The organism is Pseudomonas sp. LRF_L74 (genome assembly GCF_965644255.1).
In the GTDB taxonomy this organism is placed as follows: Bacteria; Pseudomonadota; Gammaproteobacteria; order Pseudomonadales; family Pseudomonadaceae; genus Aquipseudomonas.
Genome location: NZ_CBFFRH010000008.1, coordinates 114980 through 132704 on the forward strand (window position 1 = coordinate 114980; position 17725 = coordinate 132704).

A 17725-nucleotide genomic window follows, 5' to 3' on the forward strand; every position below is an offset into this window, starting at 1 on the left:
GCGCCTGCGCGGTCGTTTGGCGACCCCGCAGGCATCCGCTATCAGCTGTGGTCGACCTTGACCAGCGGATCGGCGCCGGCGATCAGCGAGTTGACGATCTGCGAGGAGGTCGAGCCGAAGCCGGACAGGTCCACCGCATGGCCGTTGTTTTCCAGCTTGATCGTGACATCGGCGTTGCTGGCATCTGCGTTCAGTGCCCCGGTCGTGCTGATCTGCAAGGTGGAGGAGGCGACATCGACATGGATGTAGTTGAGGATGTTGCCGTCGTTCTCGCCTTGCAGCAGATCACTGAGGTCGATGCGGTCGCCGTTGCCGTTGCTCGGATTGGTCCCGCTGGAGCCCACCACGAAATCGGTGATGGTCGCCGAGCCCGTATCGCCACTCTTCCAGATGAACAGGTTGTTGCCCGCGCCACCGGTCAGGGTGTCGTTGCCTGATCCGCCGATCAGGATGTCGTTGCCATCGCCGCCATTGAGGATGTCGTTGCCCGCGCCACCGATGAGGATGTCATCGCCCTTATCGCCGTTGAGTGTGTCGTTACCAGCGCCGCCTACCAGGTAATCGTTGCCGTCTCCGCCGTTGAGCACGTCGTTGCCGGTACCGCCATCCAGATAGTCGTCGCCGTCCCCTCCATTGAGGACATCGTCACCGGCACCGCCTTCGAGTCGATCATTGCCCGCATCGCCATTGAGGGTATCGTTGCCGCCGTTTCCTTGCAGGACGTCGTTGCCATCGCCACCCGACATGGTGTTGTCCGAGCTGTTGCCGATCATCAAGTCGTCGCCGCTGCCTCCAGAGCGACTGGTGGAGTTATTCACATTGATGAGATCGTCACCGGTGCCGCCGTTGTTGTTAGTGAACGAATTCGTGGTGTAGTCGGCATAGAGCGTCACATTACGGCTCACGGAGCTGGTGCTGCCATTGCTCTCCGTGGACGTAGCCGTAACGGTGATGACGTCGGTGGTATCCAGGCCTGCCGGCACGATGACCTGCAGGTTCTGCAGATTCCAGTTCGAAACGTCCTTGCTGGTCGTGCTGTTGTTTGCAGTGAATGTATTCGTGCCGTCGCTCAGGGTGACCCCGGACAGCAGGCTCGATACCACCACCGTCAGGATCTCCGAACCATCGCCCAGCGAGGCCAGGATAGGCATCGCGACGGTTCGGTAAACCACGTCACTGTTACCGCCACTGGCGACCACGCTGATCGCGTTCGGTGCAACCAGTCTCGGCGCATCGGCAACCGGGGTCACGTTGACGGGCAGGGTGGCGACGCTGCTGGCTTTGGAGCCATTGGCTTCGGTCGCGGTTGTCGTCACGGTCAGGTTCAGCGTACCGCTGAAGTCGCTGGTCGGTAGCAATTTCAGGTTGTTCAGGTTCCAGGTGGTGACGTTCACCGAGGTTCCCGAACTGGTCGACAGGAAGCTGTTGGTTCCATCGCTCAGGGTCGCGCCAGCCGGAATCGCCGAGATCACGATGGACAGCGTTTCGGAGCCGTCGCTGTCGTTGAGCGTCGCGGAAATCTTACCCAGCGAGATGTAGCTGTCCTCTGCGCCGGCGGCCTGGGCCGGGTAGTAGCCACCGTCGCCATTGGTCACCAGGGCACCGATCACGGTACCGTTCGCGGTGATGCTCGAGGTGCCGGTGTAGAGGTGGAAGTTGGTCGTGTTCAGATCGACGGCGGTCTTGCCGTCGACCGACATGTTCAGGTCCAGGGAGCCGATACCGTCGCCGTTGTAGGCGATCACTTCGAGGGTGTAATACCCCGTGGTGGTGACGTTCAGGGTCGTGCCGCTCATGCTGCCGTAGTTGTTGTAACCAACGGCATAGACCGACGTGCCCCCCAGCTTGACCAGCAGGGTGTCGTCGCGGTATCCGCTCACGGTGTAGGAGTGACCTGCTTCCAGATAAACCAGGCCGGTGTAGCGGTAGGCATCATCTTCAGTGATCGAGCTGATCGATACGTCGTTGGCCGTAGTGGTTCTGGTCGCCGTGGTTCCCTCCACGCCGGTCTCCACGGTATTGATGTTGTTGGCGTTGTTCTTGTCCAGGGCCTGGATATGCTCGTAGTACTGCAGCGTCAGGCCTGTGCTCGCCGGCAGCGGGTTGCTGCTTGTGGTACTGCCGGTGATGGTTTGCGAGCTGGTCACCAGCGTTGGCGCATCTGCCACGGCATCCACTTTCAGGGTGATGGTGTCCACATCCGTGCTCTGGCCGTCGCTGGTGGTCACCGTGATGGCTGCCGCACCGCTGTAGTTATTGCTCGGGGTGAAACTGGTGCCGTTCAGGGCGGTATTGATCGCACTCTGGGTGCCGGTCAGGGTCACCGATGCGCTGCCGTTGCCCGTTACGCTGACGCCGCTGACCGAGCCCAGGTTGAGAATGCCGTGGGTGGCGCTCAGGGTCACGCTCAAGGAGCCGTTGCCGATGTCCACGTCGCTGACGGTGATGGCGTTGCCCTTGGCTGTGGAGAACACCAGTGCGGTGTCTTCGTTGGTTGGCTGCTCGGCGCTTGGTATCGAGTTTACGGGCGCATCGTTGGTACCGGTGACGCTGATGGTCAGGGTCGCGGTATCGCTGCCGCCCTTGCCGTCGGAGACGGTGTAGGTGAATACGTCCTGGGCGACGACATCCTTGGCCAGGGCATTGGCATTGCTGGCTACGTAGGTATAGGAGCCATCGGCCCGGAGGGTCAGGGTGCCGTAAGTGCCAGCGAGGGCGCTGCCGACAGTGCCCGAGGTAGTGCCGGTCGCGCTGCTCTCAGGGCCGGTGCGTACCGCGCTGACCGTGAGGCTGTCGCCATCGACGTCGGTGTCCTTGCCGGTGCCGAGGATCACGCCATTGGCTGCGCTGACGGTGAGGGTGGCGTCTTCATTGACGCTGCCTGTGTCATTGGCCGCAACCGGTGCGTCGTTGGTACCGGTGACGTTGATGGTCAGGGTCGCGGTATCGCTGCCACCCTTGCCGTCGGAGACGGTGTAGGTGAACACGTCCTGGGCGACGACATCCTTGGCCAGGGCCTTGGCATTGCTGGCTACGTAGGTATAGGAGCCATCGGCCCGGAGGGTCAGGGTGCCGTAAGTGCCGGCGAGGGTGCTGCCGACGGTGCCCGAGGTAGTGCCGGTAGCACTGCTTTCAGGGCCGGTGCGGACCGCGCTGACCGTGAGGCTGTCGCCATCGACATCGGTGTCCTTGCCGGTGCCGAGGATCACGCCATTGGCTGCGCTGACGGTGATCGTCGCGTCCTGACTCACGTTGCCGGTATCGTTGGCTGCGACCGGCGCATCGTTCACCGCATTGACGTTGACCGTCACGGTCGCGCTGCTGGTTCCTCCGTGACCATCGGAAATGGTGTAGGTGAAGGTGGCCGGGCCGTAGTAGTTCGCCTCCGGTGTGAACAGCACGTTGTTTCCTTGCAGTTGAACCGTACCGTGGGTCGGGTTGCCCACTGCGGTGATGCTCAACTGGTCGCCGTCGGCATCGCTGTCATTGGCCAGCAGTGTCGTGGTCTTGATGGTCAGCGTGGTGTCTTCCTTGGTCACCAGCGCGCTGTTCTCCTGGGTCGGGGAGAAGGCGCCAAGTGTTTGCGCGGTGCCGCCGTTGAAGCTCAAGGTCGGCTGGAATACGGCCTGGCCGCCCTGATCCCAGTAGATGATCTCGATGCTGTGCGCGCCGGACTCCGTAATGGTGAAAGAGCCATTATTGGTGCTGGGGGACTGGATGCCGTCGAACTTGGCGACGATCACGCCGTCGATGGCGATGCTGTAGCCGTCGTCGGCACGCACGGTGAATTGGTAGTCGCCCGCATTCAGTTGCAGCGTACCGGCCAGGCGGACGATGGCATCGCTGCTGTTCTCCGGGGTGGTATTCAACGAACTGGCATCGCTGCCGAGGAATGTGCGCAGGTTATTGTTGCCGCCCAGGTCGCCGTCGTTCAGCGAATAGCTGAGGTTCTTGGCGATGAAGGTCGCATCCGGGGCGTTGTTGGCGATGAAGGTGTTGACCTGACTCAGTGAGGTCAGGTTGGCACCGTCGTTGGCGACCGTCGAGGTGCCGGTCTCGTGGTAGGCATAGTACTGCCCGCTGAGCCCCGTGCCGGTGCCCGGGTCGTTGAGCGCTACCGGATTATGGTTGGCGGTGATGGTGACCACCTGGCTGGCCTGGTTGCCCTGGTTGCCCGCGTCGTCGACCACGCGGACTTGATAGGTGTGTTCGCCAAGGGACAGGGTGCGGCCGTCGACGTAGCTCCAGGTGCCGTTGCTGACGCTGAGTTCGCTCCAGGTGGCGCCGTTGTCGATGCTGATCTGCGCGTGTTCGCTGGAACTCAGCGTGCCAACGGAGCCGCTGACGGTCAGCGTCTGGTCGCGGGTGATGAAATCGCCTGGCGTGCCGGTGTCTTCGGAGATCGCCGTGATGGCGATGGCCGTGGTCGGTGCCTTGGTATCGATGCTATAGCCGGTGCTGGCACCGCTGCCCAGGTTGCCGGCCAGGTCGGTGTAGGTGTTGTCGGCGATGGTAATGGTATTGCTGGTGTTCTCGATATTGCTGGCTGGGGTGAAGGTGCCGGTCCAGGTCTTGCCGCCATCGTTGCTGCTCAGTGTACTGAGGGTGCCATTCTGCACGGTGACATCGCTGTTATCGAAGCGGGTGACCGGCTCGGAGAAGGTGATGGTGACCAGCGAGGTCTCGCCGATCTTCAGGGCGGTATCGGCCATGACGATGGTCGCGGTCGGGGCCTTGGTGTCGATGCTGTAGTTGCTGCCGCTGGCACCTGAGCCCAGGTTACCGACTGTGTCGGTATAGGACTTGTCGACGACCTTGATCAGGTTCTGCGCGCTTTCGACATTGGTATTGGGTGTGAAGAGCGCGGTCCAGGTCTTGCCGCCGTCAACGCTGTTCAAGGTGCCGAGCGTGCCGTTCTGCACGGTGACATCGTTGTTGTCGAAGCCCGTGACCTTCTCCGAGAAGGTGATGGACACTGTCGCGGTTTCACCCGCCTGCAAGGCGCTGTCGGAGAGGGTGATGCCGGTAACGGTCGGCGCCACGGCATCCTTGAGGGTCATGGTGTAGCTGTTGGCGGAGAATGCGCTGGACTGGTCCTGCACCGAGAATTTGAACGAACTGTCGCCACCGCTGCCCGCTGCCGGGGTGAAGGTCAGATTGCCGAGGCTGGCAGCCGGGATCAGCGCCCCCGTTGCCACGGGGGTGCCGTTCAGGGTCAGGCTGCCACCGCTTGGCAGGCTATCGATGCGCACGGCCTTGAGCGAGTCGCCGCTGTCCACGTCAGAGAAGGCGAAGTCGGAGGCGGCGAAGGTCTTGCCGCCGACCCCGACCGAGACGCTATTGTCCTGGCTGGTTGGCGCGTCGTTGACCGGGTTGACCTGGATCTGCACGGTAGCGGGCTGGCTGACCGCGCCGCTGGGGTCTTTCACGGTGTAGGTGAAGGAGGCCGTGCCGTTGAAGTTTTCCGTGGGCGTGAACAGCACATTGCCGTTCACCAGCGTGACCGTTCCGCCCACGCCATTGCTGACGCTGTTGATGGTCAGGGGATCGCCGTCGGCATCGCTGTCATTGACCAGCAGGGTCTTGGCCGCGATGGTCAGGCTGGTGTCTTCGTTGGTGACCAGGTCACCGTTGCTGAAGGCGAGGGCGCTGCCGCCCAGGACGCTATAGGTATTGCCGCCGTCGCTACTGATCTCGACCTTGAGCTGGGCCTGGCCGCCCTGGTCCCAGTAGATGATCTCGATGCTGTGGACGCCGCTCTCGCTGATGGTGAACGTGTCAGAAGTGCGCGTGGTCGGACTCTGGTTGGCGTTGTACTCGGCGACCACCTTGCCGTCGATGAGGATGCTGTAGCCGTCATCAGCGGTGACTTTCAGCTTGTAGCTGGTGCCTTGATCGAGCTTGACCTCGCCCTTTAGCTGGATGATCGCATCGGAGGTCGTACCCAGGCCCAGCGAGCTGGCCTTGATCGATGCCGCGTCGGTGCTGCCGAGGAATTTCGCCAGGTTGCCGCTGGTCCCCAGGTTGTTGCTGATGGCGTTGCCGTAGTTCAGCGAGGTGGCGGTGAAGGTTGCGTTCGGGTTGTGCGTGGCAATGAACTCACGCACCCCGGCCAGGTCGCTCAGGTTGTTGCCATCGAGGGCCGCGCCTTCCTTGTAGCCGTAGTAGTTGCCCTGCAGGCCCGTGATGATGGGACCATCGTTGACCGCGACTGGCGCGTCGTTGACCGGCGTGACGCTAATGGTGACCTTGCCGGTGCTGGTCGCGTTGCTGGCACCGCTGCTGTCGGTGACGGTGTAGGTGAAGTCGCCGACTTTCTGCCCGGCGATATAGTCGGTCGGCGCCTTGTACTGCAGGCCGGTGAGCTGGGCCACGGTCAGGGTCTGGCCATTGCTGACCACCGTGCCGTTGGCGAGCAACACCGTGCCCAGGGTCGGCAGGCCGCTGACCTTGATGGTCAGGGTGTCGGCGATGTCGACGTCGGTTGGGGCGCTGAGCCCCAGGCTGACCAGCGTGCTCGATTGCTCGGTGGCGGTGATGCTGTTGCTGCTGACGACTGGCGCATCGTTGGTGCCGACCAGGGTGATGGTGACATTCTGGCTAGTGGTGCCGCCCTTGCCATCGTCGATCTTGACGGCATAGACCTGGGTAACGGTCTGCCCCGCGGCCAGGTAATCGAGACTGGCGGCGGCTACGCTGAAGTTCCAGGCGACACTGCCATTGCCGGCGGACTCGCTCAGGCTGTACGTCAGGTTGCCCAGCGCGGTGTTGCTGGCGCCGGTCTTCGAGTCGGTGGCCGAGACCAGGCTGATACTGACGCTATGGCTGTCGATGCGGTCGGCGTCGGAGAAACCGATGGTTCCGCTGGTGGTCAGGTTGCCGACGTTCTCGTTGCTCGAGCCGTCGGTGCGTTCGGTCAGGGCGCCGGTTACCTGGTTGCCGCTGCTGGCTATGACCGGGGCGTCGTTGGTGCCGACCAGGGTGATCGTGACGTTCTGAGTGACGCTACCGTTCTTGTTGTCGGCAATGGTGACCTCGTAGACCTGGGTTATGGTCTGGCCGGCTGCCAGATAGTCCAGGGCTCCGGCGGCGACCGTGTAGCTCCAGGCCACCGTTCCGCTGCCGTTGGCCTCGACCAGGGTCGGCGTAAAGCTACCCAGCGCGGTGGTGCTGGCATGGGTGCTGGAATCGGTGGCCGAAACCAGGCGGAAGGTGGCGGTGTGGCTGTCCGTGAGGTCGACGTCACTGAAACGGAGGGTGCCGCTGGCACTCAGGTCGCCGTCATTTTCACCGGTAACGCCATCTGTACGCTCGGTGATCTGGCCGCTGAGGGTCGAAGTGGCGGTGTTGATCACCGGGGCGTCGTTGGTGCCGGTGATGGTGACACTGATGGTTTTCGCGGTGCCATCGACGCTGGTGACGGTGAATGCCTCCACCCGGGTCTGGCCGGCCGCCAGGTATTGCACGGCGCTGTTGTCGACGGCGTAGCTCCAGTGGCCCTCGGCATCGATGCTCAGGTTGCCGAGGTTGGTGCTGATCGGCGTGCCGTTGCCGGCGGTGAAGGCGGATTGCCCCTGGTCGGCATCGCTGACGGTCAGGGTGCCGCTGCTGGTCAGCTGGCCCGCCTGATTGACGCTGCGGTCCTCGGTGACCGCGCCGGTGCTGGTGCCGCTGATCTGCGCCGCGTCGTTGGTGCCGTTGATCGTGATGCTGATGGTCTTTTCCGTACCGTCGAGGCTCTTGACGGTGAATTGCTCGACGCGCTGCTGGCCATCGCCGAGGTATTGGACCTTGGCGTTGTCGACGGAATAGCTCCAGTTGCCGTTGGCATCGATGCTCAGGCTGCCGAGTACGGTGCCGACCGGTGCGCCGTTGCCGGGGCTGAAGGCGGACTCGCCATCGTCGACATCGGCGACCTCCAGCTTGCCGGTGGTGGTGAGCTGGCCGCTGGCGGCATCGTTGTCCTGGGTCACTGCGCCGGTGCTGACACCGCTGATCTGAGCGACATCATTGGTGCCGGTGAGGGTGACGCTGATGTTCTGGGTGGCCGTGCCGTTGTTGCCATCGGAAAGGGTGACCGCATAGATCTGGGTAACGGTCTGCCCGGCGGCCAGATGATCCAGGGCGCCGGCGGCGACGGTGAAGGTCCAGGTGACGACGCCCTGGCTGCTTACGGTCGGGGTGAAGGTGCCGATGTCGCTGACCGCGCCGTTGCGCGAGTCGTTGGCGGAAACCAGGCGGACGGTGGCGGTGTGGCTGTCCGCGAGATCGACGTCACTGAAGCGGAGGGTGCCGCTGGCACTCAGGTCGCCGTCATTTTCACCGGTAACGCCATCTGTACGCTCGGTGATCTGGCCGCTGAGGGTCGAAGTGGCGGTGTTGATCACCGGGGCGTCGTTGGTGCCGGTGATGGTGACACTGATGGTTTTCGCGGTGCCATCGACGCTGGTGACGGTGAATGCCTCCACCCGGGTCTGGCCGGCCGCCAGGTATTGCACGGCGCTGTTGTCGACGGCGTAGCTCCAGTGGCCCTCGGCATCGATGCTCAGGTTGCCGAGGTTGGTGCTGATCGGCGTGCCGTTGCCGGCGGTGAAGGCGGATTGCCCCTGGTCGGCATCGCTGACGGTCAGGGTGCCGCTGCTGGTCAGCTGGCCCGCCTGATTGACGCTGCGGTCCTCGGTGACCGCGCCGGTGCTGGTGCCGCTGATCTGCGCCGCGTCGTTGGTGCCGTTGATCGTGATGCTGATGGTCTTTTCCGTACCGTCGAGGCTCTTGACGGTGAATTGCTCGACGCGCTGCTGGCCATCGCCGAGGTATTGGACCTTGGCGTTGTCGACCGTATAGGTCCAGGCACCGGCTGAATCGATGCTCAGGCTGCCCAGGGTATTGCCTTGCGCTGTCGCCGCTCCGGCGATGAACGCGGATTCGCCGTCGTCGACATCGTCAACCGTCAGTGTGCCACTGGCGCTGAGCACGCTGTCGTTGCTGTCTTCAGTGACCTGGGCGCTGCTGGCGCCACCGATGATGGCGACATCATTGGTGCCGGTCAGGGTCAGGGTGACATTCTTGCTGGTGCTCGCAACGCCGTCGGAGACACTGACCTGATAGACCAGGGTGATGGTTTGCCCGGCCGCGAGGTGGTCCAGCGCACCGGCGGCGACGCTGTAGGTCCAGGTGATCACGCCCTTGCCATCGGTATCACTGCTGATGACCGGCGTCAGCGTGCCGATGCCGGTGACGGCGCCGTTTTTCGAGTCGGTCGCCGAGAGCAGGGTGGAACTGGTGGTGTGCGTGTCGCTCAGGTCGGCATCGGAAAAACCGATCATGCCGCTGGTGGTCAGCTCGCCGGTATTTTCATTGGCGCTGCCATCGGCACGTTCGGTGATGCCATTGGGCGCCATCATGACCGCGTTCGGCAGCGATATCTGGAGCTGATAGGTCGCGCCAGCGGGGACGATGTTCTGGGTGAAGTTGGTGACGACGATGTAGTAGGTGCCCGCGTCGGGGAAGGTATAGACGAGGCGGGAGTCGGTGCCGCTCACGCTGCCAGGATCTCTAGCGGGATTGTCGTCGTTGTAGGCGATGATCTTGCCGGTTGCATCGACCAGGGTGAGTACGGAGTCGAAGCCGCCTTCGTTGGCATAATCGATGTCGAAAACTACCCGGGTATCGCTTTGGGTGACGGTAAAGGCGTAGTAGTCCGCGGCTCCCGCACCCGTGGCATGGACCGATACAAAGGGCGTACCGGCGGCGTCCTGGACGTCTGGATTGGTGCCCGTCACGAAGGTGCCATCCAGGTTGATGGCTGACGGGATGCTGTGGTTGGGCAGGGCCTGGCCTTTCAGTGCCACGCCGTCACTCTCCATCACCGGGGCGTCGTTACGGCCAGCGATGGTCAGGGTCGCGGTGTTGCGGGTCACACCGCCGTTGCCATCGGTGATGTCATAGCTGTACCGCAGCGTGACGCTTTCGCCCCGGCCGAGGTAGTTGTAGGCCGATGGGTCGACGTAGAGGTTGTTGCCGGCTGGGATGAAGACCACGCCACGGGCATCGCCGCTCACCTGCAGGTTGCTGACGCTCAGGCTGTCGCCGTCTACATCGTTGGCGGTGGACAGCAGGTTGACGAAGAAGGCACTGGCGTCCTCGTTGGTCGACTCGATGATCGGTGTGGCCGTCGGTGCGTCGTTGACCGCATCGATATGGATGCTGGCGGTTGCCGTGTTATCGGAAATTGCGCCCTGGTCATCGATGGCCTTGAATTGGAAGCCGGTATTGCCATTCCAGTCGGCGTCCGGAACGAAGTAGACCGGCCCTGATACCGTGGCGCCGACAAGCAGCGCGACACCGCCGGAGGCATTGGCATAGAGAGTGCCATGGGCAGGCAGGGATTCGATGCGGTAGCCGCTCACGCTGCCGTCTACGTCGCTGCCGGCCAAGGTGACCTGAATGCGTTGCGCCGGGTCTTCGCTGCCGCTGGCGCTCACGTTTTCGGCCTTCGGCGCATCGTTCAGCGGTGTCACGCCAAGGCTGACCCGGCCTTCGACCTGGGTGGTGCCGTCGTTGACGGTGTAGGTGAACTCACCCACCGGATCGCCAGGCTTATAGTCGGCCGGGCCGTCATATTTCAAGCCTTGCAGTTGTTCCAGGGTCAGGCTCTGGCCGTTGCTGACCAGCGTGCCATCAGCCAGGGTGACAGTGCCGACAGTGGGCAGGCCGCTGACGTTGATGAGCAGCGTGTCGTGAATGTCGACGTCGGTCGGTGCGGCGATGTTCAGCGGTGTACCGTGGCTGTCCTCGGCGACGGTGACCTGCTTGTCGGTCACCACCGGCGCGTCGTTGCGACCCTCGATGACGATGATTGCGCTGGTCGAGGTGACGCCGCCTTTGCCGTCGCTGATGTCATAGGTGAATTTCAGCTCGACCTGCTCGCCACTGGACAGGTAGTTGTAGTGCGACGGGTCGATCTGCAGCGTGTTGCCACTGAGGCTGACGCCACCGCTGTCCTGCTTGCCGGTTTCCTGGAGGTTTTCGACTTTCAGTACATCGCCCCGGTCGGGATCGCTGGCGTTGCTCAGCAGGTCGAGCACCTGGCGCGGTGCGTCTTCATGGGTGCTGAAATCGATAGCGGCGCTGACCACCGGGCGGTCGTTGACGCCGGTGATGGTCAGGGTCAGGGTGCTGCTCGCCGAGAGGCTGCCATCGCTGACGCTGAACGGAATGCTGATGACCTGCTGGGCGCCCTGGCCGAGGGCCTGGTAGGCGGCAACGCTCGGGTCGAAGGTCCAACTGCCATCGGGCTTCAGGCTGAAACCCGGCGGCGTTGCGCCGCTGAGGCTGAAGGTCAGGCTGTCGCCGTCGATATCGCTGGCGATCAGGTTGCCGCCGATTGCCGGGGCGTCCTCGCTGGTATGCGCTTCGCTCGGGCTTGCCTGGGGCGCGTCGTTTACCGGATTGATGGTCAGGGCGATGCTGTCGCGGTCGCTCAGGGTACCGTCGGTGGTCTCGATGGTCAGTTGGTCCTGGCCGTTGTAGTTGGCTGCGGGCACGTATTTCAGGCCCTGCAGGGCCAGGTTGATGGCGGCCTGGCTGCCTGAGAGGGTGATGCTGGAGCTGCCATTGCCACTGAACGTCACCCCCTGGGTGTTGGGGCCAAGGTTCAGCGCGCCATGCTGCACCGATAGGGTGGTGCTCAGGCGGTCGCCGTCCACGTCGCTGACGGCAATGCTGTTGCCGTTCAGCAGGCTGAAGGTCTTGCTGCCATCCTCGTTCAGGGATTGGCCGCCGGGGACCTGGTTGACCGGGGCATCGTTGACCGGCCGGATGGAGAAATCGAGCGTGCTGGTTGCGCTGAGGTTGCCATCGCTGAGGGTGTAGGTGATCGATGGCACCGGGCCGGCATAGTTGGCGGCCGGTTCGAATACATAGTCGCCGTTGGCCTGGATGGTCAGTTTGCCGGCGAGCAGATTCAGGGTTTCTCCGGCCCTGGCGCTCAACTGCGCAAGCCCCGTGACGTTGAACTGGGTGACACTGAGGGTGTTGCTATCGACGTCGTGGTCGTTGCCCAGCACGTTGCCACGGGCGACGCTGTCTTCGTCCAGGCTGACACGGTCGGCAACACCTACAGGCGCATCGTTGCTGCCGTTGATGGTGACGCTGACGCTGGTTTCGGTACCGTCGGCACTGGTTACCTTGAAGGACTCGCTGAGCGTGTCGCCGACGTTCAGTTCGTTGTAGGCGGAATTGGCGGTGTAGGTCCAGTTGCCGGCCGCATCGATGTTGAAGGTGCCGTACTGGCCGGCAACGTTATTCTGCGCGACGAAGGTGGCTGGGCTGTCGATGTCGCTGATGCTCAAGGTGCCACGGGTGGTCAGCGGTGCGTTGCTTTCGGTCAACTGCACGTCGGCGCTGCCGAGAATCGCCGGGTCGTTAACCCCGGTCACGGTAATGGTCAGGCTACTGCTGGCCTGGGCGCCATGTTCGTCGGTGACCAGGTAGTTGATGGTCAGCGTGGTGGTCTGGTTCTGGGCGAGCGCCTGGTAGGTGCTGCCACTGGCGTCGAGGCTCCAGGTACCGTCAGCCGCCAGGGTGAATCCATCGGGCGCCTTGCCATCGACGGTGTAGGTCAATACGGCGCCGTTGTCCGCATCGCTGCCGGACAGGGCGCCATTGATACGCTGGTCTTCGTTGACGGCAGCGGTACTCGCACTGGCGGTTGGCGTGTCGTTGGCGCCCACCAGGTTGATGGTAATGACCTGGCTGTCACTGGCGCCGGAGGGGTCGCGCACGGTCACCACGAAGTTTTCGCTGGCCTGTTCGCCATCGGCCAGTGCATTGACCGCCGTGGCGTCGACTACATAGCTGTAGCTGCCATCCGGATTGACGGTCAGCTCCCCATAGGCGCCTTTGTTGCTGCCGCTCCAGGTCAGCTCGGTGTCATCGACATCAGTCGCCGTGAGCTGGCCGGTGATCGGCTGGTAGCTATCGTTGGCGCTGGTATCGAGCAGATCGACCGGTGTCACGGTATTGGCTACCGGCGCATCGTTGACCGGCGTGACGCCGACATTGACGACGAGCTGGGAAGACGCGCCGCGACTGTCTGTCACCGTGACCTGGAAGCTGTCCTGGCCGTTGTAGTCCTGGTTGGGGGTGTAGACCCAAGTGCCATCCGGATTGAGCACCAGGGTGCCGTTGCCCGGGTTGGTAGTGACGCTGTAGGTGATCGTGTCTCCGTTGGCGTCGCGCGTGGCAAGGCTGCCTTGGTAGCTCTCGTCTTCGTCTGTGGTGACGTTCAACGAACTGATCGTGTTGCCATTGCCATCGATGAAGCGAGGTGCGGCATTGCTCGCCAACGGGTCGCGGTTTTCTTCCAGGGCGGCGCCGTCGAAGGCCAGCCCCTGGGTCGCGTAGCCAATCTGGGGATCGACGCGCTCGGCTGTGGCGTCGAGCATGACGAACGAACGGCTGCCACCGGCGGCGCCAGTGCCGCCGGTGGCGTCACCGCCAGCCGCCGGCGCTTCGAAGGCCTGGGTCGGGTCCAGGCCGGCGGCGATGGCTTTTTGCAGCTCAGCGGTGCTCGGTGCCTGGGCGGCTTGTTCGGTGCCTTCCGGCTGGGCCACTGCCGCGGTATTCCAGTGCGTATCGCGCCCCAGGTCGACCAGGCGGCCGTCGCTCAACTGCAGCGTAATCATGCCGGCCGCGCCAGTTTCCACCTGATCGCCCTGATAGATCCGATCACCCTCTACCAGCACACGACGGCTACCTTCAGGAGAAACAGCGACGACTTGACCTATTACGCTTTTGACGACTGCGATGACGCTGCTCATCGGTGTTTCTCCTGAGGCTATACGTCCTGGCCGATTCGGGGGCAAGGACAGGCATGGTTAAAAAAGTAGACGCTTCTTATCGGAGGGTGAGATGCCAATTTATTGGCTTTATGCTCGTGAGAGAATTAAAGAGCCAGGCGATTGACAGGGCGAATGACACATTTAACAATTCATGGGTGATGGCAGATTGATATTTGCTCAGCGGCGTGCTTTTTTCAAATTAGTCTTATGCAGCGAATTTGATTAGTTCGTCGGTTAGATTGACGCCATTTCAATGACATGTATTTCCTGCCTTATCTGTCTGATCAATCGGTCCTTTCGGGAGCCATTACCATGCGTCTGCGCTTTGCCTTGTCCCTGCCTTTAGCCCTGGTCGTTTCATCTCATCTGCATGCCCAGACCCTTACCGAAGCCATGCAGAAAGCTCTGGAAAATCATCCGGAAGTTCAAGCGGGTGTAAATGGCCGTCTGGCGGCTGACTATCAACTCAAAGCGGCCAGGGGCGGCTATTTGCCACGCGTCGACGTGCTGGCTGGCTATGGCCGTGAAGGCACCGACAACACGACGAGCCGAGCGGCAGGCTATGACTGGCGTACCCTCGACCGTGGCGAGTCGAGCATTCGGCTGCGCCAGATGATCTTCGATGGCTTCGCCACCTCCAGCGAGGTTGGGCGCCAGCAGGCCACGGTCAACTCCCGCGCCTATTCTCTGCTCGGGACTTCAGAGCGCACGGCACTGACCGTTGCCCAGGTCTACATCGCCTTGGTGCGCGAGCAGGAACTGGTGCGCCTGGCCGAGGAAAACCTCAAGAGCCACGAGCGCATCTACGACCAGATCAGCCTGCGCAGCCAGCGCGGCGTCGGGCGCCTGGCCGACCAGGACCAGGCCGAGGCGCGTCTGGCCCAGGCTCGCAATAATCTGATTACCGAGCAGACCAACCTGGCCGATGCCCGCACCAACTTCTACAGCGCCGTCGGGGTCGATCCCGCCGATCTGGTCGAACCGGCCGGCCTCGCTGGCCAGTTGCCGGAGAGCCTGGAACAGGCCCGCCAGGATCTGCTGGCCAACAGTCCGGTGCTGCGTTCGGCCGAGTCCGACGTGGCCGCGGCCGAGAAACAGTACGATGCAGCCAAGTCCACCTTCTATCCGCGTTTCGATGCCGAGTTGTCGCGCAATGCCGACAACGATCTCGATGGCGAGAATGGCCACTCCAATGAATGGCAGGCCATGGTGCGCATGCAGTACAACCTGTTCTCCGGCGGCAGCGACAAGGCGACCCTGGAAGCCCGTTCCTACGAGGCTGGCCAGGCCCTGGACATTCGCAACAACGCGCTGCGCCAGCTCAACGAGGAGCTTGGCCTGGCCTGGAACGCGCTGAACAATGCCCGGGCCCAATTGCCCATCGCCCAGCAATATGTCGACTACAGTTCTCGTGTGCGCGAGTCGTACCAGAAGCAATTCAGCATCGGTGAGCGTACCCTGCTGGACCTGCTGGACAGCGAGAACGAGCAGTTCACTGCGGCCCGGCGTCTGGCCGATATCCGTTACACCGAGTTGTTCACCCAGTACCGCCTCAAGGCGACCCTGGGCGAGTTGCTCAAGAGCCAGGGCGTGGTGGCGCCGATGGCGGCGGTGGTGCAGTCCGAATTGAAGCCGAGGATAGCGCTGCCGGGTTTGAACTGACTTCCCTGCAACGTGCAAGCAAGAGTGTGACGCGTGGATCAAGAATCGAAGATTGCCAACACCCCTGATGATCCACGCGGTCATCTCGATGACCCGCTGCTGGACAGCCTCCTGGCGCTATGCGTCCACCACCAGAAACCGGCCAGCCGAGCCATGCTCACCAGTGGCCTGCCCTTACCGGGGCAGCGTCTGACTCCCGAGTTGTTGCCGCGCGCGGCGGCGCGGGCAGGGTTGCAGGGGCGCATTCTGCAACGCCGTCTGGAGCAGATCCCCGCCATTGCCATGCCCGCGCTGTTGTTGCTCAAGGAAGGGCGCTGCGCGGTATTGCTCGGTTGGGATGAAAATGGCGGCGCGCGCCTGCTGCTCAGCGAGAGCGACGGTGGCGAGGTGCGGGTCGGTCGTGAGTTGCTGGCCGAGGACTACACGGGCCAGGTGTTCTTCGCCCAGCCTCAGCACAAGTTCGACTTGAGCCACGGCGAGCTCATTCCCCGGGTCAAGCACTGGTTCCGCGACACCCTGCGTCGCTCACGCTGGCTGTACATCGATGCGGTGGCGGCCAGCCTGTTGATCAACCTGATCGGTCTCGGCGCGCCGCTGTTCGTCATGAACGTGTATGACCGCGTGGTGCCGAACCAGGCGGAATCGACCCTGTGGGTCCTGGCGATCGGCATTTCCGGCGCCTATCTGTTCGATCTGTTGCTCAAGACCATGCGTGGCCTGTGCCTCGATCTGGCGGGCAAGAAGACCGACCTGATCATCTCCGCGACGCTGTTCGAACGCATCGTCGGCATGACCATGAAACACCGACCGGCACGCGTCGGCAGCTTCGCCCAGAACATCCATGAGTTCCAGACACTGCGCGATTTCCTCGCCTCGTTGACGATGACCAGCGTCATCGACCTGCCGTTCACCGTGCTCATCCTGCTGGTGATCGGCCTGCTTGGCGGTCATCTGGTCTGGATTCCGGTGTTCGCTTTCATCCTCGCCGCGAGCCTCGGCTGGCTGTTGCAGAAACCACTGGTGGAAACCATGGACCGGACCATGGCGCTGGCCGCCGAGCGCCAGTCCAGCCTGATCGAAACCCTGTCCGGCCTCGATGCGGTCAAGGTCAACAACGCCGAGAGCGAGCGCCAGTACCTGTGGGAGCAGACCATCGGTACCCTCAGTCGCCTCGAGTTGCGGGTGAAAATGCTGTCGAGCCTGTCGCTGAACCTGACCATGGCCATCCAGGCCCTGGCCGGGGTGGTGGTGATCGTCGCCGGGGTGTACCTGATCATCGATGGCAAGCTGAGCATGGGGGGGCTGATCGCCTGCTACATGCTCAACGGTCGCGCGCTTGGTCCGCTGGCCCAGTTGTCCGGGCTGATCACCCGTTATCAGCAGGCGCGCCTGACCATGCATTCGGTCAATCACATGATGGGTTTGCCCCAGGAGCGCGACATCGGCGAGCGACCGCTGTCGCGACGCACCCTGCAAGGCGCGATCGAGATGCGCCAGTTGCATTTCACCTACCCGACCCAGCAGTCGCCCGCGCTCAAGGGCATCAACCTGGTGATCCGGCCCGGTGAAAAAGTCGGCATCGTCGGTCGCAGCGGCTCGGGCAAGAGCTCCCTGGCCAAGCTGATCGTCGGCCTGTACGAGGCGGACGAGGGTAGCCTGCTGGTCGACGGCATCGACATGCGCCAACTGGATGTCAGCGACCTGCGCCATAACGTCGGCTACGTGCCCCAGGACATCCAGTTGCTCAGTGGCACCTTGCGCGACAACCTGGTGTCGGGGGCGCGCTACGTCGAGGATGAGCTGGTGCTGCAGGCCGCCGAGCTGTCCGGGGTCCACGAGTTCGTGCGTTTGCACCCGCAGGGCTACGACCTGCAGGTCGGCGAGCGGGGGCAGAACCTCTCCGGCGGGCAGCGGCAGAACGTGGCCATGGCCCGGGCGCTGTTACTGGACCCGCCGATCCTGCTGCTCGACGAGCCGACCAGTGCGATGGACAACGCCGGTGAAGAGCGCCTCAAGCAACGCCTGACGGCCTTCATCGCCAACAAGACCGTACTGCTGGTGACCCACCGTGCCTCGATGCTGTCGCTGGTCGACCGGCTGCTGATCATCGACAAGGGGCAGATCATCGCCGACGGGCCCAAGGAACTGGTTTTGGAAGCCTTGAAGAAGGGGCAGATCAGTGTTGCGTGACATCCATGGCGGCATTCGCAGTTATTTCA

The 17725-nt window shown here is 63.0% G+C and carries 3 protein-coding genes; 2 read left to right on the forward strand and 1 reads right to left on the reverse strand.

The features are described from left to right. Positions 1 to 41: 41 nt before the first annotated feature. Positions 42 to 13823 (reverse strand): retention module-containing protein, encoded by a 13782-nt coding sequence (locus ACSZPK_RS20305; protein WP_437883338.1) that lies wholly within the window; start codon positions 13821 to 13823, stop codon positions 42 to 44. Between the two features lie 333 nt (positions 13824 to 14156). Between ACSZPK_RS20305 and ACSZPK_RS20310 the strand changes: the two genes are divergently transcribed. Continuing rightward, on the forward strand, positions 14157 to 15506 hold the full coding sequence (locus ACSZPK_RS20310; RefSeq protein ID WP_437883339.1) for a TolC family outer membrane protein: 1350 nt from the start codon (positions 14157 to 14159) through the stop codon (positions 15504 to 15506). A gap of 33 nt (positions 15507 to 15539) precedes the next feature. Continuing rightward, a complete protein-coding gene (locus tag ACSZPK_RS20315) occupies positions 15540 to 17696 on the forward strand; it encodes a type I secretion system permease/ATPase (RefSeq protein WP_437883340.1) in 2157 nt (718 codons plus the stop codon). The last annotated feature ends 29 nt before the right edge of the window (positions 17697 to 17725 follow it).